The organism is Paenibacillus naphthalenovorans, from assembly GCF_001465255.1.
In the GTDB taxonomy this organism is placed as follows: domain Bacteria; phylum Bacillota; class Bacilli; order Paenibacillales; family NBRC-103111; genus Paenibacillus_G; species Paenibacillus_G naphthalenovorans.
Map to the genome: position 1 here is coordinate 1,730,547 of NZ_CP013652.1, position 19,551 is coordinate 1,750,097.

At 31.4% G+C, this 19,551-nt stretch carries 25 protein-coding genes; 2 read left to right on the forward strand and 23 right to left on the reverse strand.

Annotated features, from left to right (window positions below; genetic code table 11):
• Positions 1-112: 112 nt before the first annotated feature.
• The 4 genes from IJ22_RS08315 to IJ22_RS08330 all read right to left on the reverse strand — a co-directional run bounded on the left by IJ22_RS08315 (position 113) and on the right by IJ22_RS08330 (position 7,445).
• Entirely contained in the window at positions 113-4,057 is a 3,945-nt protein-coding gene (locus tag IJ22_RS08315) for a PHP domain-containing protein (protein ID WP_062408412.1), read from the reverse strand.
• 240 nt (positions 4,058-4,297) lie between these two features.
• Positions 4,298-5,866 (reverse strand): Gabija anti-defense Gad2 family protein, encoded by a 1,569-nt coding sequence (locus IJ22_RS08320; protein ID WP_235594288.1) that lies wholly within the window; start codon positions 5,864-5,866, stop codon positions 4,298-4,300.
• Between the two features lie 64 nt (positions 5,867-5,930).
• Positions 5,931-7,130: an RNA-guided endonuclease InsQ/TnpB family protein gene (locus IJ22_RS08325; protein WP_062408413.1), complete on the reverse strand. Its 1,200-nt coding sequence runs from the start codon at positions 7,128-7,130 to the stop codon at positions 5,931-5,933.
• Positions 7,131-7,157: 27 nt separating this feature from the next.
• On the reverse strand, positions 7,158-7,445 hold the full coding sequence (locus tag IJ22_RS08330) for a hypothetical protein (RefSeq protein ID WP_062408414.1): 288 nt from the start codon (positions 7,443-7,445) through the stop codon (positions 7,158-7,160).
• 147 nt (positions 7,446-7,592) lie between these two features.
• Here IJ22_RS08330 and IJ22_RS08335 point away from each other — a divergent pair, with 147 nt between their 5' ends.
• The gene (locus tag IJ22_RS08335) at positions 7,593-7,832 is read left to right on the forward strand and encodes a hypothetical protein (RefSeq protein ID WP_062408415.1); all 240 of its coding nucleotides are present in this window, start codon (positions 7,593-7,595) and stop codon (positions 7,830-7,832) included.
• Between the two features lie 34 nt (positions 7,833-7,866).
• Here IJ22_RS08335 and IJ22_RS08340 read toward each other — a convergent pair whose 3' ends face one another.
• Positions 7,867-8,595 (reverse strand): hypothetical protein, encoded by a 729-nt coding sequence (locus IJ22_RS08340; RefSeq protein ID WP_062408416.1) that lies wholly within the window; start codon positions 8,593-8,595, stop codon positions 7,867-7,869.
• Between the two features lie 42 nt (positions 8,596-8,637).
• Positions 8,638-8,952, reverse strand: coding sequence for a hypothetical protein (locus IJ22_RS08345; RefSeq protein WP_145862511.1), 315 nt, complete (start codon positions 8,950-8,952; stop codon positions 8,638-8,640).
• Positions 8,953-9,111: 159 nt separating this feature from the next.
• Here IJ22_RS08345 and IJ22_RS08350 point away from each other — a divergent pair, with 159 nt between their 5' ends.
• Positions 9,112-9,702 carry a hypothetical protein gene (locus tag IJ22_RS08350; RefSeq protein ID WP_062408418.1) on the forward strand — a complete coding sequence of 197 codons (591 nt, stop codon included), beginning with the start codon at positions 9,112-9,114 and terminating at the stop codon, positions 9,700-9,702.
• Positions 9,703-9,710: 8 nt separating this feature from the next.
• On the opposite strand, the gene IJ22_RS08355 is transcribed toward IJ22_RS08350, so the two are convergent.
• From IJ22_RS08355 to nrdF, 17 genes are all read right to left on the reverse strand, one after another.
• The gene (locus tag IJ22_RS08355; RefSeq protein WP_062408419.1) at positions 9,711-9,983 is read right to left on the reverse strand and encodes a hypothetical protein; all 273 of its coding nucleotides are present in this window, start codon (positions 9,981-9,983) and stop codon (positions 9,711-9,713) included.
• A 260-nt stretch (positions 9,984-10,243) separates the two neighbouring features.
• On the reverse strand, positions 10,244-10,567 hold the full coding sequence (locus IJ22_RS08360; RefSeq protein ID WP_062408420.1) for a hypothetical protein: 324 nt from the start codon (positions 10,565-10,567) through the stop codon (positions 10,244-10,246).
• Entirely contained in the window at positions 10,568-10,777 is a 210-nt protein-coding gene (locus tag IJ22_RS08365; RefSeq protein ID WP_062408421.1) for a hypothetical protein, read from the reverse strand.
• 42 nt (positions 10,778-10,819) lie between these two features.
• Positions 10,820-11,602 carry a DNA-methyltransferase gene (locus IJ22_RS08370; protein WP_418007102.1) on the reverse strand — a complete coding sequence of 261 codons (783 nt, stop codon included), beginning with the start codon at positions 11,600-11,602 and terminating at the stop codon, positions 10,820-10,822.
• 59 nt (positions 11,603-11,661) lie between these two features.
• On the reverse strand, positions 11,662-12,003 hold the full coding sequence (locus tag IJ22_RS08375; RefSeq protein ID WP_062408422.1) for a hypothetical protein: 342 nt from the start codon (positions 12,001-12,003) through the stop codon (positions 11,662-11,664).
• Between the two features lie 205 nt (positions 12,004-12,208).
• Positions 12,209-12,721, reverse strand: a complete 513-nt coding sequence (locus IJ22_RS08380) for a metallophosphoesterase (protein ID WP_062408423.1) — start codon at positions 12,719-12,721, stop codon at positions 12,209-12,211.
• 218 nt (positions 12,722-12,939) lie between these two features.
• Positions 12,940-13,110: a hypothetical protein gene (locus IJ22_RS26270; protein ID WP_160327355.1), complete on the reverse strand. Its 171-nt coding sequence runs from the start codon at positions 13,108-13,110 to the stop codon at positions 12,940-12,942.
• 34 nt (positions 13,111-13,144) lie between these two features.
• A complete protein-coding gene (locus IJ22_RS08385; protein ID WP_062408424.1) occupies positions 13,145-13,396 on the reverse strand; it encodes a hypothetical protein in 252 nt (83 codons plus the stop codon).
• A gap of 42 nt (positions 13,397-13,438) precedes the next feature.
• Entirely contained in the window at positions 13,439-14,038 is a 600-nt protein-coding gene (locus IJ22_RS08390; RefSeq protein WP_062408425.1) for a hypothetical protein, read from the reverse strand.
• The gene (locus tag IJ22_RS08395; RefSeq protein ID WP_062408426.1) at positions 14,016-14,462 is read right to left on the reverse strand and encodes a hypothetical protein; all 447 of its coding nucleotides are present in this window, start codon (positions 14,460-14,462) and stop codon (positions 14,016-14,018) included. The genes IJ22_RS08390 and IJ22_RS08395 overlap by 23 nt, the downstream gene beginning before the upstream one ends.
• A gap of 88 nt (positions 14,463-14,550) precedes the next feature.
• Positions 14,551-15,282 (reverse strand): metallophosphoesterase family protein, encoded by a 732-nt coding sequence (locus tag IJ22_RS08400; RefSeq protein WP_062408427.1) that lies wholly within the window; start codon positions 15,280-15,282, stop codon positions 14,551-14,553.
• A 28-nt stretch (positions 15,283-15,310) separates the two neighbouring features.
• Positions 15,311-15,934 carry a sigma-70 family RNA polymerase sigma factor gene (locus tag IJ22_RS08405; RefSeq protein WP_062408428.1) on the reverse strand — a complete coding sequence of 208 codons (624 nt, stop codon included), beginning with the start codon at positions 15,932-15,934 and terminating at the stop codon, positions 15,311-15,313.
• Between the two features lie 115 nt (positions 15,935-16,049).
• Positions 16,050-16,607, reverse strand: a complete 558-nt coding sequence (locus IJ22_RS08410) for a hypothetical protein (protein ID WP_062408429.1) — start codon at positions 16,605-16,607, stop codon at positions 16,050-16,052.
• Positions 16,608-16,709: 102 nt separating this feature from the next.
• A complete protein-coding gene (locus IJ22_RS08415) occupies positions 16,710-17,189 on the reverse strand; it encodes a dihydrofolate reductase (RefSeq protein WP_062408430.1) in 480 nt (159 codons plus the stop codon).
• Entirely contained in the window at positions 17,186-17,980 is a 795-nt protein-coding gene (locus tag IJ22_RS08420; protein WP_062408431.1) for a thymidylate synthase, read from the reverse strand. Before IJ22_RS08420 ends, IJ22_RS08415 begins: the two co-directional genes overlap by 4 nt.
• A 56-nt stretch (positions 17,981-18,036) precedes the next feature.
• Positions 18,037-18,543, reverse strand: a complete 507-nt coding sequence (locus tag IJ22_RS08425; protein WP_062408432.1) for a pyrophosphohydrolase domain-containing protein — start codon at positions 18,541-18,543, stop codon at positions 18,037-18,039.
• A 14-nt stretch (positions 18,544-18,557) separates the two neighbouring features.
• Complete coding sequence (nrdF, locus tag IJ22_RS08430; protein WP_062408433.1) at positions 18,558-19,529, reverse strand: class 1b ribonucleoside-diphosphate reductase subunit beta; 972 nt, start codon at positions 19,527-19,529, stop codon at positions 18,558-18,560.
• Positions 19,530-19,551: the final 22 nt, after the last annotated feature.

Consider the following 19,551-nt stretch of genomic DNA (forward strand, 5'->3'; position numbering starts at 1 on the left):
AATTTATAGGTAATAAAAGAGTGATTTTATTGGGTATTGTGATGATAAAAACAAGAGAATGAGTGAGTATTAGTGAGATATACAGAGATAAAATTACGTTATTTTAGAAAATTCATATCTCACGTTCGGTTTTGACGATAATTGTTCCGTCATCATTGACTTGGGTTATTAACATAGTTGTGTGCTTAACAGGTGAATCAAAATACTTGTATGGCTTAAATTGTGAACCGCGACGATATCCATATACCACCAATTTATTTCCACGAGTAAACCAACTTTTCTCTAATATTTCCTTTTTATCTCCATTTAGTCTGGAGACTTGCTTATTATAGTGAGCAAAAGCACCATCATAATACTTAACAGTAACTACTCCATCAGTTGTAAGCAAAGCAATAGTGTGTTTATTTTTATCTCTGTCAAGTACTGTTCCAGCAATACAACATAATTTAAACCTTGGTTTTTGTTGTCCTCTAGATTCGTAATGACTGACTACAACAGGTTCTTCAGGAAGAGAATTAAAATCTTCAATTCCATATATTTCTTTATTGATGTGTTTTAATTCGTGTTCAGTATAGTAGAACGATAGCGAATCCATTTCCCATTTACTGATTGTTCCTGAAGCATTACTTTCCCACTCAATTTCATATAAATGGTTGTTAACCATATTTAATGTATCTACACTTTGAAGCCATTCTTTAATACCGTCCATTTTTTTATCATATTCTTTTTTAAAGATTTTTTCAGAAATAACAGGAAGATTGTCCTTATACTCAACAATTCCGTTAGTTGTAAAATGTTCATAATAAAATTCAGTTGAAATATCGTCCAGTAAGTATAGTTTATCTTTACCTTCCGTTCTGTAGACTTTTTTCGTGACGTATTTTCTAAATTTAAACAACCTCTTGTACAAAGAATATTCTTCAGGAATTAAATTATTTTCAATTAATATATTAAAGTTTTGCATAGTCAATTTATCTTTTGGTGAGTAAACTCTAGTTGTTATAAAGTGTTTCATAATTTCAATTCTGTCACCAAAAGAATCGAAACATCCTGCTTTAATTAATTGAAGCACTTGTCCTTTTTTAACTAATCCTGTGTCATGCATTCTCTCAAGGAAGTCATCGAATGATTTATATGGTCTATGTTCAACCAAGATAGACGCTAATTCATCTCCAACTCCAACAAGTCCTTTTAGTCCGTATGTAATCTGTCTTACTTCAAAATCGGGCTTAAATCCAAATGATGCTTTATTAATATCTGGTAGACCAATTTTTACTCCATGGGATTGCATCATTCCAATAGCAGAAGCGACTTTACCATAGTTTGTAGATTTGTTTTTCTTTTCTTCTCCTTCATCGGATTCATCATTATTTTCATCTTCTGAACTCGCACTATTTACAGTGAGACAAGCTGTGTTCCAAATTAATGGATCATAACGATGATATAGATTCAAATCTTGTAATCCAACGATTGTATATACTGTAGTATGTAAATCTGAAAATGAGTATCCGATTTGTCGTTTAATTTGGACTTCCCATACATAATTCAGTAGATGTTTTGAAGTTCCTCTTTCTCTCCCTTTTTTGTAAAAAAGCTGTCTTGTTTCTTCGATTTTATCTTTGTTTTTTTTGACTATGCCTTTTCGAAGAAGGTTGGCTTCTACAATATCAAAGCCACTAATCTTCTCATCCATAACCATAATCATTACAGATTCTTGTGAATCTGCGATACCATATTTATGCTTCAAATGCTTTTCCATGATTGAGATTTCATCATCAGTTAAATGATGATCCCTCATTTCTTTATACCATAGAGAAATATTATTTTTATATTTTACATATAAATCAACAGGTTGAGTACTACCCTCATCAGGCATTAATCTCATTAGTGAGTTGGCAATTGAAGCTTCTAGTACATTTTGAGGTTTAACTTTTTTTGCAGTCTCGACTCCTATTTGGGTGTTGAATTGGAAAAGATCAATGACTTCACCATTACCCATTTTGTTCCATATTTCAGGATTATCATATTCTAATACATCAGGATGAAGATACTTTTCGTAGGTTTTCTTTAATGAGTCTTGCCATTCAATCATATTATTTTCTAATAATAAATTTAAAGATACTCTTAATTTATCTTCATTTTCAACCGTAAGAAGATCATATTTAATACCACCCATGTACTCACTATCACTCATGGAGAATTGTGTAATCCATTGTCCATTAGGAGCCTTCATTAGTGCATTTCTTTCAATCAAATCTTCATTGTAGATGAAGACTCCACCAGAATGGATACTTCTTTTATTTTCAAGTCCCTCGATCTTCAAAACTGTTTCTTTTAATTTCGGATATTTTTCAATTTCATTTATGAATTCTTTTACAGGTTCCCTTTCTTCTTCTTCATTTCCATATAAACAATCAGATATTGTCCAGTTAGAACCTCTTTCGAAAGGTATTAAAGAAGCAATATGCATTGCAATGTCATTATCGTAGCCAAGTCCACGGCAAGCTGTAAGTACTGCACTTTTTGATTTTTCGGTTCCAAACGTTGCAATATTAATTACTTTTCTTTCACCAAATTTTCTTTTCAGAGCATTGATGATTTGTTTTCTTTTTGCTGCTTCGCTGTCTAAATCGATATCTGGATAATCAGGTCTCGACTTGTGTAAATGCCGCCAATGTGGAAGATTGTACTGTAAAGGGTCAACTTGAGTAATATCTAACAAATAGTTAATGTAGAAGCCTGCCGCTGATCCTCGTCCCGGCCCAACAAGACTATTCCCACCGCAATCATCCCACATAATTAAAACAATTTCTCTTATGGTTATATAATACGCTGACATGGCTTCTTTTAGAGACAAAGAAATATGCCATAGTTCTTCAAGTTCAATATTGATTCGTGCTAATTTTTGATGAAAACTCTCTCTTGTTAAAGTGTTCCGAGGAACTTTAGCATCAAATCCGTCTTCAATTAATTTAATCAAATACCTGTCTTGTGGCTCATCTGAATAAGCCATTTTTGCTATGTATTCATATTTATCATATGCTGGTTTAAAGATATGGCGAACTTCAAATTCAGGCAATTCTATTCTAGGTATAGAAACTGGTTTAAATAGATCATATTCTTCAACCATATCCCCAATTTTTAATGTATTTTCAATTGCAATTTGGACATCTGAAGAGTCAAGATAATTTAGTCTTTCTTTGATTTCTTCTAAATTTTGAAGAAAACATGCTTCATAAAAATCATCCACTTCTCTTTCTCCATCTTTGGAATTAAGAAAAGCCCTATGGATTTCTCTGTCTTCTGGTCTTAAAAAGTGTGCATCGGTAGTAACAATCCATTGAAGACCATAATGTTTGGCAATAGGAATTAATTTCTTATTGCAATAAATTTGTTCTTCCGACCATGCAGGTTGAATTTCGATAAAGAAGTTTTCTTTTCCAAATGTATTGATACACCAATTTATAAAATTATGTATTTTTTTCTTTAACTCTTTTACTGTTTCTAAATCGTTATTTTCTTCTGCGACTTTCATCTCTAGTAGATAGATATTAATTTCACTACCAAGACATGCAGTTGACGCAATAAGATGTCCACGATTTTCAGAAACCACTTGTTCTAAGAATTCTTTTTCTGTAGGAGTTCTTTCCATTATACCTGTTTTAAAAGACTGCTCCCATGCTTTACTTGTGAGTATTCTTAATTGGCGATGACCAATAGCATCTTTGGCAATAAGAATGAAATGAGGAAATTTTGTTTTACCGCTTTTATAATTATTTTTTACTTCTTCTAGTGGCTCCATTAATAAGTAAATTTCATTTCCGAGAAGAAGTTTAAAATCTTTGGGGATAACAGTATTTCCATTTTTATCCGGCTTTTTCAATTCTTTTACTATTTTAATTGCCTCAACATGAGCAGATAGGCTTTCATGATCTGTGATTGCTATTCCTGAATACCCCATTTTTGCCGCTGTTTTTATTAAGTCTTTAGTTTTATTTGTTGAGTCAATTAATCGTAAATTAGAGCCTTTTGCAGTATGACAATGACATCCGATCAATTGGAAGCCTCCCCTCTATAAAATATTTCCTTTCATCGTGTTTCAGTTTTAGGTCGCCCTTTGCATATATCTCTATCTTCGTTACATCCCTTGCATGGGTTGCCCTCTTTATTTACCAACAACCAGACCAACTGACCATCCAATGTACACGTAAGCGGAATATATCCTTGCTGAACACACATCTGCTTGTACATATCCATTTTCAACTCATCTCCCCATGAAATTGTTCTTTTATTTGGTTTATGCAAATGGATCATCATCTTCTTGTTCATCATCAAGATATTGTTGATATTCTTCTTTAGGAACTTCTCTTATTACTTTGCATTTTTTTAAGGTAATTTGTGACCCATCTTTACTGTAAAAATCATCAACTTCAAATTCAACTTCAAGCAGCGCTTTATCTTTCCTCGAATTGAAAGGTGACTCATTGATTTCCTTAAGTTCGTTAAAATATAGTAATGGTGTTCCATAACTTCTATTTTGTGGTATTGCAATCTCACCAATTTTATACTCAAATTTACTATCATAATAACTTCTATATGTATTATTTTCATTTTTAACAAACTTATATAATTTCATATTACTAAGCTTATTTCCAGCATCTATTTCGATTCCATTTTTTGGCTTATTATTAGATTTTTTAATTGTTCCATTCGTTCTAATTCGATAATATACATCATTGATTTTAAAGAATTTAATAGGCTGTTTTCTGATTTCATCGATAATTTCTTCCGCATCTTCAAATTCCATAAACTCTGGAGCCTTAAAATAATCATCATCTAATGACAAATTTTCAATTTTATCAATTGCATTTTCAAGTGAAAAATCCTCACTTTCACCTTCAAAGAGTCTGTCATAATTTACTCCATACATACCACCAATCTGTTCTTTTAACTCAGATAAAGTAGTAATATTTAGTTTCATGCAAGTCATGACGATTCGCAGCATTTCAGGTTTAGAGATTGTATAGCCTTTATCTTTATACTTCTGAACACGTAACAATGATACAATTGGATAAGATGTATTTTTGTTAAAAATAAGAATTCTTTGCGAATTGTGCTTTAAGAAATCATTATGAAGATAAAATTTCTCATCGGCAAAATCAAAAGCGCCCATGCACACCGTAAAGTCGAATGTATCAAAAATCTCCTGTGCGTTTTTAAAATAGTCAAAGTGAATTAATTGAACGTCTTTACCTTGGAATTTAACGAGAGTGGCCTTTTTAGTGTTCGTTATCACCCATCCACTAGACCAGCTATCTTCAATAAATTGAATTAATGATTCTTCATCACGAAAATAGACATCGATATCATTAATTTCTCTGTTGCAGAATAAACTTGTGATTGTTCCACCAGCAATGAAACATTTATATTCTTTTAGTTCTTTGACTAATTTATCGCCTAAATGTGCATATAATTTATTCTTCTCAAATTGATAATCCATACCTTTATTTAACTCCTCCACTTCTTCGATTGGTTGAAACGTTTTTGGGTTGACCCACCCAAGAAAACAAATATTGTAATACGAACTAGGTTTAAGTGATTTCTCGTATAATGCTTCAAAATAATCTTTAGCAGTTTTTTTGTCTAATGGATTGGTGTTATAATTTGCATTATTTGATGAATAAGTTGGCACTAGTTTACCTTTGTGCTCTCGATAAGTCATAAGTAATTTCCTAGTAGTATTGATTGATGTATCGTATGTATGTACTTCTTTGGTGTTTGGTTCATATACAAATGTAAAGTTTTTTCTTTCTGAAATATCTTCTACATTTATTGGGTTTTTATAAGCCCACTTCTCATTTTTCAATGAGCAACATAATCAATAAATCAATTGATTATGGACAAAATGCTTGCCGTCTACTACTTTTTGCTTAAGCAATACGTAGATACTTCGTATAATTACTTGGTGTAAAATCCAATTTACAATTATTACTTAAAATATTCCATGCTCCAACAATGTCTCTGTGAAATTCTTCTTCGCAATTGTCACACCTATAATTCCTATTCTTTGGTTTGTTTTTGAATCCACAACAAGGACAAATTTGACTAGAATAACTCTCGTCAACTTTCTCGAATTGAATACCTTCAAGTCTTAACTTGTATTCTAGTAATCTCATGATCTTACCATATTCCCATTGGTTAATTTTTTGCCTTGTAAAACTATTTCCCTTAGCATTTGTCCCATATTCTATACCTGTCACATCTCCACAATATACCACAGAGATACCTTTCTCTATGGCCCAATTTGTATACATGCGAGTCAGTTTATGAATATGGTAATCAAGCTGTTTTCTGCATTTTGATTTGATTTTAGCATAAGCAATTCGATATTTATTGTATTGACGTGATCCTTTTTTGCAACGATCCATTTTTGAACGTAATTCTGCTTGTCTTTTATTACGAAATTGTTTGATTGAGCGAATTTTGCGACCAGTAATAATTAATTGATTTCGGTTATTATCCACAGATGTAATAGCATGAATCTCTCCAAGATCAATTGATGCTTTGTTGCTAAAGAAAGGTTTCTTTTCTTTCACTTCAATAAGATAAGAAATACAAGCATAATAATGACCATGTTCGTATACTAGTTTTAATGTTTTTATATTATGTGGTATTGGTGTTTTGAATTTTAAGACAATTTGTTTCCCATTATGAGGTTTTCCATCATTCCCAATGTATCGCGCAGTAGCTAAGTAGATAATATTGTCAGCATAATTAAAATGCATACGATAAGAGTCCCACTCTGTCGGAAAAAACTTTTTATCCTTATAAGGATAATACAGATCTTTCCTGCCAGATTTTCTAGCTTTTGAAATAGCTTTGTATGCTTCAAACACTCTTCTGGAAACGAAAGTTTTATTGAACGCGCATATAGTACTAACATCTATTTTCTTAACAAAACTTTGCAAATCTCCTTTAGATAGTAATTCTTTGTTCTTCTCGAAATTCATTTTATTTTCTTTAATGCACAAGTTCCATATATGAGCACTTTCTTTGTTGCAAATTTCAAGTCTTTTAAGATCGTATTCATTGCAATTAATTCTTAACTTGATAGTTTTATAAATTTCCAAAAATTCACCCCCTCTCGATGTGTATTATTAGTTCGAAAAGCTCCTTATACATTCCTCGATATCATCTAGTAAACTAGGTAAAATTTCACCTGTCTCAAGATACAACGTTGTACTATCCAACGATCCATTATAAAACCGTTCAAAAAACACCCTACTCATCTGATCTGTCCAATATTCCTCTAACCATCCAATAACCCATGGATCAACTTGAGGTATTTCCAAATAAATGATAAAATTAATGAATGACTGTTTAGATTGTTTTGCTGACTCCATTTGCCTACCTAACTCGATTACTTCTGCGTCCATTTTGATCATATGTATTAACCTCCCATTTGGTTATGGGATTATTGTATAACGAATTTCGTTAAATGTAAATAGTTAATCGAAAATAATTTAATTGAATTAATTAATTGTATTTTGTATAATTTATTTATAAAAGCAACATAGGAGGTTAAAACAATAATGAGTAGAATTGAATTTACTATAAATGACACACTTGAAGAATTAGGAATTACGAAAAATAAATTAGCTGTTGAAGCTAAACTAAGACCTAATTTGATACTAGAATTGACTAGTGGTGATACAAAAGCAATTAAGATAGAAACACTTGTACGAATACTCGATACAATTAATTTTATTGCTCATTCACAAGGAGTAGAGAAAAAATATAATGTTGAAAATATTATACGATACACAGAGTAAATCCACATATTCTTTTCCCTATAAAATCTAGTTTTTATTTGAACTGTAGTTCAAACTTTTCAATATCTTTGCTGGTCAATTGAATACCTACTTTTTCATCTGGAAAGTAGGTTAGTGTATCCCGCTGAATTTCCTTAGCTATTTCGTCTAAGTAGCTCTGTAATTTATTTAAGATGTGTTTTGAACGATCGTATGCTTCTTCATGAAGTTCCTCTGTAGCATTTTCTAAAATGCTTGTTGCATCAAACATTGCATTTGTAATATACGTCCCATAAATTCTCAGGCTAAGTATATCTTCAACTGTAACTTCTCTGTTATCATCAAGATACCATTGAAGATATTCTGAAAGCTCATCAGGAGCACAATATTTTTCAAAACCATCAATGTAAATCATTTCATATTTATCTAGCGCTTCTTTGTATGTAATTTTATTAATTTTCCCCCATTTTTCCCTTTCTTTTTGCTCCTCTTTGTTTCTTTGTTCCCATCTAGATTTATCGCACGTACAAAGATTACTGCGCCCAAGTAGGTTATCGCAATGTTCACATTTCTTTTGTACCCCATAATAACATGAGCCACATCCAACAATTGTGTCGTACCTGCCAAATTTTTTAATCTCATAAATTCCGTTCGTCACTTGCGCCAATGGGATTCCTTGAATATGCAATGATGTGCCGCTACATACAGGACATAAGACCTCATTATCTTCAAGTTCTCTAGTAACATTAAACTGTAAATTAACCTTTACGGTTTCAGTTCTCATTTTTGTCATTTCTCTCCTTTTCTTCATAAATTTCTTGTTTTATTACCATTCTAAAACCTTATCCTCTGGTCTTGTATACCAACCTTTTTCAATCAGTTTATCTATGTATTGCTTTGTAAATACAGTTTCAATTGTTGCCTCTGGATTATGTTTTTTGTGATGCTGCAACTCATGATATGCGTCTCTCATCGAGAGGATTAGCAAGTCTGGATCAATATCTTTTTTATACCCATTCATTTGAAGATGGTTTGCAAAGAGGATGCCGAATAATTTCTCGTCATCTCGTGAAACTACAGTATCACTTGCAACTGCCAATAATGCTTCTCCAATTGCTCTTGCTCGTTCTTTTGCTTTCATGTTTCCCCCATAAAATTCAAATTTCATCTTCTTTACCAAAGAACCTTGGTCATTCGTTAAATTAAATAATGTTTTCCAATGAAAACTTGTTAATTTTTTTATTTTACATTTCCCCTTCTTTAACTTAAAATAGATATTAATATGCAAAGAGGTGAATCTATGCTTAATGTAAAAATCTCTATTAATGACGGTAAAGGTAAAGAAGCAGAAATTGAAATCAATGAAGCAGATTCATTAAGTAAACTTGTGATAATTGATAAGGTTTTTAGGTTATTTGGTATTGAATCTGATGTTTTTGAGATGGTTGATACTTACTCTAAAATAGGCGATGCTTACAGTAACTTTTTTAATGAAGTAAAACCAATTGAACCACAACGAATAGATAAAACTGAAATTGAAAAGAATGAAATTAAAGAACAACTAATTAAAGGACTAACTGAAAATAAAGAAGAATTAGAATCTACATATAAAGAAACTAATGATCAACCTGATTACCTTATCACAGGAATTAAAATAGGACAACACGATGGTAAAAAGAGATATAAATTAAGATATGAGTGTTATGCATGCTACTTTAAAGGTACGCATTATGTATATGAAAGTTCTAAGAAAACTTGGTGTCACAAGTGCAGACATGAATTAACTATTTATCCCGCTCATCCTGAAGGTTTCCCTAATAGAGATAGTTTCGGGAACTATTTTAGAGCAGGTGAATATCAAGACATGAATTTAAAGTGGGACTGGAATTAGTCCCTTTCTTATCTTCTTTCGAAATAAATTTTTATTTGCTTTTCAATAAATTCTGCAACTGCTTTCCAATCATTAAATGTTTGTTTTTGTAGACCATATTTTACGGTTGTTAGAAAATCAATTCCATTATTATGATAAAACCAATAGCCAATCTCATCATTATTGTGAATTACATAGTATGCCATACCATCAGAATAAATTTTTAATTTATATTTACTTATTAAATCGCTAATCGGCATTAAGTATCTTGATTGTATGTAATTTGTAACATCTTCCATCATTAATAATCACCTTATAAAATGGAGTATTTTCATATTCTTTTTTTAATCTTATAGTCACACTTCATGCAAGACTTAATCGAAGTTCTTTTTATTCCCAATCCAAGAAAACCACAGTTTTCTTCTAAAATAATACCAAAAGGATTGATTTCACATCCACATCGAGGGCATCTCTTAGGCTTATCTTCTTTATATGGTCTAATGTATTCATATGTCAAAACTGTTCTCCTCCTTTCCTGATAAAAGTATCTTTTTATAGTGTTTTAAATATGTCGATTTATTATGTTTTCCATTCTGTCTATAATCTCTTGTAAGGTTGTTTTATTTATTTTTTTCTTTTCTAAAGTATTTACCATCCTTTCTAACATGTCGCATAATTCTAGATATCCTTCTCTACTTTCTTCAAGACTTAGTTCATAACTCAACAAATTGCTTTCTGTTTTATATTTAACTTCATCTGCTCTTTCAACCAAGTCTTTGATAGCGCATGACATGTCGTATCCCATATGATTTTCAACTAATTTAACCAAGTCATCATCATGTTTTATAAATTCAATCTCTCCATTTAAAATGTTAACAATTCTCATTTATTTCTCCCCAAGATCAAGTAATGCCCACCCAATATCATAAGATCCTTTATTTTGTAATTTACACTCCTTAATTACTGCTCTAAAGTCGTAATCGGTATTGAATTTCTTTTGAATCTGTTCATTAAATTTATCAAGTGACAACTTATTGTCGAGATATTTGCGATATTGTTTTGATATGTATTCATTTTCATCATATGTAAGCCACATAATTGTCACTCTCCATATAAAAGTTTTTTGTCTTCAATTTCATTATACAATTTCATTATATATTGAATCAATGCGTTTATTTGCAACTTCTATGTATTTTGATTCCGTTTCAAATCCTATAAATTTGCGATTATTTTTTAAAGCTGCTACAGCAGTTGTTCCACTACCCATGCAATTGTCTAGAACTATATCGCCTTCATTGGTGTATGTTTTTATAAGATATTCAAAAAGCGCCAATGGTTTTTGTGTTGGATGAACCGTTTTGCTTTCACTTGCAAATTCTAATATACTATCTGGATATCCTGTAAATTCTTGCACATATCCATCATTATTTCTACTGGGTCTTGTTCCGAATATATCATCTGGATTATTTTTTGATTTTTTCTTTTTTCCTAAAGGTTTAAGATCTTGTGGAAAATATTTCATATTTCGAGGACTCCTATTCGCTGTTGCTCCTTTAGAAAAAACTAAAACATTTTCATGTTTTTTCAATGGGGCATTTTTTGCATTTATAAATCCTGTCGGTTTACTCTTAACCCAAATCCACTCATATTTAAAGAGTCCATAATTGCTTTGAATTAATTTTGTTGTAAATGGTTGACTAGCAGTTAACACAATTGCTCCATCTGGTTTAATAATCCTTTCGTATTGTATCCAAAGTTTATCAATTGGAATTATACTGTCCCATTTTGCTTCTGTTGTGCCATATGGCAGATCACATAAAATTATGTCAATTGACTCGTTAGGAATTAACTTCATCCCTTCTAAGCAATCCATTTGATAAATACGATTTAATTCAAGACTACCAAGTAACTCTTTTCCCACCAAATCACTCTCCGTTTTATTTTTTGTTCCTAATAAAATGCATCTTTTATTTTAATTTTCTAAAACCTATCGTATGACTTACAACCGTTGCTAACCCATTCTTCAAATATTCTTTGTGTGCTGTGTCCATAATTTCCTCTAAACCAATCTGGAGCATGTTTGAATGTCTTCACAAATCCAACCAAACATTCATCACAAAGATCAAACAACCAACATTTTGAACGATACTTGTTATCTTCTTCTTCAAATGTCACATCTACATGATGCATATCTTCATGGCCCCAGTATTCATGGTCATGTTCATTCCATGTGACTTCACTTGTTTTCCCACACTTATTACAAACAACTGATTTGAGTTTTTGATCAATTTTAGTCGCTAGGATTTCTTCATAATTTCTCATATTTTTATTCATCTCCCTATAAAATAATTTTTTTTGTTCTAATCTCCATTTGAGATTAATTTTTATACAATAATTAGCTACTTAAGCAGCAATCTTTCCTACTGACATATCAAGTTCCGAGTTTACAATGAAGTATTGAACTAGTTCATCTTGCATCTTGCTTTTCTAATAAAATCTTGAGTTTCATTTGCTACATATAAATATTTCATCTTCCAAAATGCCGATAAATTTCATCTATATGAAATGGTCTATACTGTCCCAATTCAACACTAACGCACTTATAAATATTCTGATCTAAACCTTGAATCCGTGAATGAACATGCCCATGAACATTACCAATAATATCAGTTTGTAAAATTAGTTCCCAGAGCGCTTCTTCTTGTTGAGGATAATGACTCAATAGAAACTTATCAAAAATATAATAATTATGTACATCAAATCCCAGTTGGTGAAATTTTGAATCACTATATCCCTCGTCATGATTACCACGAATTAATATCTTTCTACCATTCAATCTAGGAATCATTTCTTGCTGCTTTTTTGAATTGTAAAAGAATACATCTCCTAAGTGAAAAATTAAATCGTATGGTTCCACATAAGAATTCCAATTATCAATTAATTCTTCATCCATTTCCTCGACAGAATTAAATGGTCGATTCTCATAAGCAATAATATTCTTATGTCCAAAGTGTGTATCAGCGGTAAACCATACTTCCATTTTTTCATCCCCTTCTCCTGATAAAACAGTGTATTTCATAACTTTTAATGTTCATCATAGTACACGTTGCCAATCCTGTAGAATCCCCTATAGAGTGCTTCCTTGAGAGTGATCAAATTGTTTTCATTCAAATGAAGATATTTCATCATGAATGCAGCATGTTCTTCCGAATAAACAATTTCACCATACACGTACCCATTAGTAAGTTTATCACCCTCTCAAAGTTCCGCTCCATCATTGTCTGTTTTACCCGTAGAGAACATAGGAATTTCATATTCTCGAAAATCTCTCAATTCATGGATTCCGTTCTCTTCAAAATAATAACAATAGTCAATATACTCCATTACATTGTGTTTCTTGTCATACATACGCATTTTAAATTTTTTCATTTGTATTCTCCTTTTTCTAATGAAACAGTGTATTTTATCGTAATTTACAGATTTCTTTTTTAAGTAGATCGAAAAATTCTTTTGCTTTTAATTGCAATTCCTCTGGCATACAAGAGATATTCAAATAAAATTCATCATTTTTGTACCTTATTGTTTGATTGTATATTTTACCAACCTCCTGTTCGATTTCTAATTTTGCAACCCCATAAAATTCTCCTTCGTCCTCTAGATCAAAAGGATTTTCATTTTCTGTACCAAGCGTGATGTTCCTTAGTTTTACTTTCACTTCATGCTCTCCTTTCGCCATGAAACTGGAATTTTAAGTGACTTATTTTATTTCAATAAACTGATAACTATCAGGCAAATAAACTTTAACATCATACAATCCTTTGTTAACGTTATGACCTAAGTCCCTTTCTAACCTTTTAAATGTGACGTATGGACGTTGCTCATGAGATAACTCCATGTGTGTCTCATACCAATTCGTATATGTCTCTACACCATTTCCCTTAAATGATATAGTAAGTGGTGTTCGCTGCACTTCAGTACTATATGTATATAACCAACCACCTGTTTTTTTGTGACTTAGCTCAGGATCAATTTTAATGTAAACCACTTCTCTTTTTTCTTCTGGAAGTTTCGAGATATATGGATAGGCCACTTCACTTTTCCATTTCTCTATTAGTTCTTCTTCTTTATTCATATCTGCGAGACCATTCCACCCAAGCAAACACATAAATACTATAACGGATAATAGGATACATTTTCCTTTTACTTCTTCATTATCTAAGAAAGAGTCGAATAACCAAATTGACAATTCAATTATTAAGAGCAATATTATAATAACCCACCATATCCAATAATCTAAACTAAAAACACTGCTATCATAATTTATTTTACCTAACTCAATAACTTGATCTATTGTCATATTTATCCCCTTTCAATAATATCCAACGTAATTTCTTGCATTCTCCTGTATGGCACAATCCAATATTGTTAGGTAGTGGATAACTACAGTCAGGGCAATTTCCTTTAAATGGACTATCCGATTCGTTAGCATACTTTCCCATACTATATGTCTTATCCATCTCTTCATCGAATCTACCGTGATCATAGCCTTCTTTATAAATTTTTGCTCGTTCTTCTTTTGTTCTTTTGCTACGATGACCAAATAATAAGAAGTGTAATGAAAATAAGTAAGCACCAATTGCTATAATCACTGATGGTATGTAAATGAACTTTGGTATATTTTCCATAAATCCGAAAATAACTGCTATTGTACCAATGGTGCTCATAAAGAAGTAATATGTTTTCATGTTCTCACCAATAAAACTAAGTTCGTTCTTTAACATTTCTTATCTCTCATCTCCCTTAAAATCGTTCTTTCAATGCAATGAGGATTTCTTCCATAACTCATTTCATCATCTCACTTTACTCTAATTATTTTCTTCTTTTATTTTTGCTTTCCACATAGTATTGTTTGTATCCATCTTCATCATTAATTTCTAAGCAATTCAGTTGAAGACCAAAGCAACATCCACCATCTATTCCTATTTTGTCTCCAGTAAACCAGATGTCTTCTGTTTCTTGCATATTGATTGTAGGTGTATGTCCAAAGATGACTGTTTTATCTACTAATGTGGGGTTATTTAAGAAAACGTCTCTAGTCCATAAGAAATTATCTTTGGGTTGTTCTTTCCAGTTTTCATACAGAGGGTTCAAACCTGCATGAACATAAATATATTCATCATCTTCATGATAGTATGACAAGGATTTAAGAAAATCAATGTGATGACCATAATGCTTTTGAATGAATTGTTTTGCTTCTTGAAATCTATTCATTGTAAAACCATCCTCAAACCAATTGACTCCACAGTAACTATTGATTGTATCAAGACCACCATTGTAAAGGAATGTACTGTCATCTTGATTATCAAGTGAGTCTAAGAACATTTGATCATGGTTTCCTTTGAGTGTAATTACTCCCCATTCTTCATGAAGGGCTTTTACTTGCTCAACAACTTCCTTGCTTTTGAGGCCTCGATCAATGTAATCGCCTAGAAGAATAAGTCTATCTTCTGAGGGATTGTATTTTACTAGAGCCAATAGTTCATTGAATTCTTCATAACAACCATGGATATCACTAATAACAAGTTTTCTTTTCAATATCATTCACTCCAAATAATGTATATATTTTGTTTTATGCTGATTCCTCTGTCATACACTTTAATTTTTCTAAAATTTTTTTATGTATTTGTGAAACTCTTTGATGGGTAATACCTAATTCATCCGACAATTCTCTTCCACTAATGCCTTCATAGTATATTTTATGTATAATGATTTTTTCTCTTTCGGTGGCAGTTTCATAGAATTTTATTAATAAATTACGTAAGAAAATAGAATTGGTTAGTGAAAAAGGATCAATAATATTAGTATCTGATACTATGTTATAAAGTGTATCTCCGTCTTCATGAGGTTTATCAAGACTGATAATGTGATAATAATCTCTTTTATTAAGTTTTGTCGCTCTTACATGATATTTAATCTCATTATTAATAGCTGTATATAACAAAGTGGTAAATTTGAAACCTTTAGTTGGGTCATAAAAATTGTATGCTTTTTGCATCCCTAGACAGCCTATGCTGATAAGTTCTTCAGTTTCAATATTACACCCCATTTTCTTCCATCTTCTCACTATTTTATAGATCGATGGAATATTATTTTTGAACAATAATTCTTTTGCTTCATTGTCACCTGATTTTGCTTTAGTGATTAACTCTTCATTATTGAGTTTCTTATTTCTTTTTATATAATTCCAGTTCAACTCCCCATCCCCTTAACTACTATGATATTTAGTGATTTTTCGTCAGTAAAAAATTTTGCTGATTCGGATAATTGCATTATATTACTCCCATGTATTTATTATGTATGTTATGTATTTATAATACCACTGTTGCGTATGCTCTTGCAATCTCTCTTTTATTATTTTGAATATTTTTTATTTTTAAATCTAAATCATTCACTTGGTTATTGAGATTAGCAATCATTTTTTCACATTCTTCTTTTACATTTTTTGATCGTGTTTTGTATTTTCTATACTTTAATGCTGATATTTCTGCTTCTGTTTTAAGTTTTAGATGTTCCATTCTTCTTAACATTGAACGTTCTATTCTATCTACTTTTCTAAATTCTTTTTCGTATAAATTTTTAACTTTTTCTTTTAGTCCAAAATATTGACCGTGCGAGTCGATAGGATATACAGTTAATATTGCAGTTAAGTCTAAGTTAATATGTATTGCAATTTTATCAGCCGTATACATATGCGATCTATTACCGTCTTCACCAACAATTTCACCTATGTATTTAGCTCTACCTAGCAATGATTTGACATGATTTAGTGCTGATGTTTTGTCTTTGATTTTAAAACGTTCTTCAATTCTTTCGTGTGCATGAGTTGTAAGACGGATATTTTTTACGTTTAAATTGGGTTTCTGCAATTGTTTATTCTCCTTTCCATTGAATAAAAAAATAATCCATATGGTAGAAACCTTATGGATTAAATATAGCATGATATTATATTTTAGTCAATATGTTATTTTTTATTTTCTTACGTACTCTCTAAAATAATAATCATATGGATTTTTATCGTCTTTCATGCCTTTTTCATCGCCTATTAATTTGAAATTTGATTCATATTCAGGGAAATAGGTATCGCCCTCAAATTGATGATCGATGTAAGTCACGTACAATTTATCTGCGATAGTCATAAATTGAGAATAAACATTTGCTCCACCGATTATAAAGATTTCTTCTTCAACACATATATTTTGTAATAATTTATGAATTGAATTAGAAACAATACAACCTTCAATTTTACATGAGTTATCTCTAGTTAAAATAACATTTATTCTATTAGACAAAGGCTTGCCTATGGACTCATAAGTATTTTTCCCCATGACTACAATATTTCCAGTAGTTATTTTCTTGAAATGAGATAAATCATTAGGCAGATACCAAGGTAAAGAATTGTTTGAACCAATCAATCTGTTTTTGTCGTGAGCAACAATTAGAGAGATCAAACAGATACCTCTCCTTTGATATGAGGATGTGCATCATAATTTTCTAAAGTAAAATGATCATATTTAAAAGAAAAGATATCTTTAATTTTTGGATCAATCTTCATTGTTGGTAGTGGTTTCGGTTCTCTTGTGAGTTGAAGTTTAACCTGTTCAATATGATTGGAATAAATGTGTATATCTCCACCTGTATAAATTAATTCTCCAATCTCTAAATCGCATACTTGGGCTACCATCATTGTAAGTAATGCGTATGAAGCAATATTAAATGGTAGTCCTAAGAAAACATCTGTAGAACGCATGTTAAACATACAAGAAAGTTTATTATTAACTACATAAAATTGAAATGCATAATGACACGGCGGCAAAGCCATCTGATCGATTTCTCCAACATTCCATGCTAAAACGAGATGCCTTCTAGAATCTGGATTGAATTTAATTTGATTAATAACCTGTGTTATTTGATCAATAGTCTTCCCATCTGCAGTTGTCCATGTGCGCCACTGAGAACCGTAGACACGACCAAGATTACCTTTTTCATCAGCCCACTCATCCCAAATTTTCACACCATTATCTTTTAGATATTGGATATTCGTTTCTCCAGACAGGAACCATAATAATTCATGGATAATTGATTTAAGATGGAGTTTCTTGGTTGTCAAAAGTGGAAATCCTTCCTGTAAATTAAATCTAAGTTGCCTTCCAAAAACAGAGATTGTTCCTGTACCTGTACGATCTGTTTTGATAGTTCCATTGTTTAATACATCTTTAAGTAAATCGAGGTATTGTTTCATAAATCCTCCTTAGTGTGATATTAAAGGGAGATACCGTAGCATCTCCCAATTATGTATTATTTTTGTGCTTCTTCAATTTGACGTTGGATTTCAGCTTCTAGAAGTGGTTCTGGAGGGTTCCAACCTTCAGGCTTTTGAATCTTACCATGCTCATTATAGCGCGGTTTACCGTCTGGAAATAACTTTTTCATATTGCAACTATGCACAATTTCAAACAGTGGGTCAGGATTGATCCCAAGTAGCGTGAAATCGCCACTATTAAAATATCTCATATCTAAACATGCATCAGCTTGAGCGACCAATTTATCTTCAGGAAATGGTTTTAAAGATTGTTTTGCATATGATTGTTCTAATCTTTCAAGTAGCTTTTTAAACATCTCTCTAAATTGTTTCGGGGATTCTGAAGTTGCATGAAGCAACTCAATCATCTCCTCCCCAAGAAATCCCATTCGATTTAATACCATTTCTTCGTCCATTGGTGTTGGTTCAGAAGGCATGGGATATGAAAATGCTGCATGGAACTCACGTACTGATTCATAGTTAGATTTATTGTTACTTGTCATAAAAACTCCTTTTATTATTTTTTTGTAAGGCTATAAATAAATTCAAAATCTTCATCCTTTAATGGTTCTACTTTAATCTTTGCATAACCATTTCCTTTTTGTGAGAAAAAGTCGTGAGTTCGTGTTTCAGTGCTCAGTCCATTCAATACAACAGAATTTATTTCTTCATTTGCAAAATGTGGTTCATAACCAAGATTCATTAATGCTTTGTTTGCATTGTATCTAATAAATTTTTTAACATCTGAAGATAAATTTAAAATATCATAAATTTCTTCTGTGTATCGACACTCAATTTCATACAGTTTATTAAGAAGTTCAATAGAAAAGTTTCTTAATTTTTCACTTTGTTCGGCGGAAAATTTAGAAATGAGTTTTTGATACAGAAGACCAACAAAAACTCCATGAATTGATTCATCACGAATAATTAAGGATATAATCTCTCCTGAGTTCTTCAATTTTCCTTGTCCTGCAAGTAATAAAGGATAAAAAAATCCAGAGTAAAACATATAAGATTCTAAGAATACAGAGGCAATCATAGCTTGTGCTAGTGAATATTCATCAGTTATATTTTTATAATAACTTTCAATTAATCTTGATTTATCTTGAAGCCATTTATCATGTTTAACCCATTCAAACACCTGTTCAATTTTTTGTTTACTTGCAAGTGTTGTAAAGATTGTACTATAACTTTTAGCATGAACTTGTTCCATAGCTGCCATAAATGTTAAAACGGCTTTTTCTTGTAAGTCCTGAACATGCATAGATATGAGTGGCATACCGACTCCACCTTGCTCTGTATCAAGCAAGGTGAGTCCTCCCAATACTTTCATATAAACATCTTGTTCTATATCACTTAATTCTTCCCAAGTCTTTTTATCTTTAGATATAGGGATTTCTGTATCAAGCCAAAATTGCTTAGTGTTTTGATCCCAAAATATCTTAGCAAAATCACTAGTTGTATTATCCCAATTTACCGCTTCAATCAAATTATACAACCTCCAAATATAT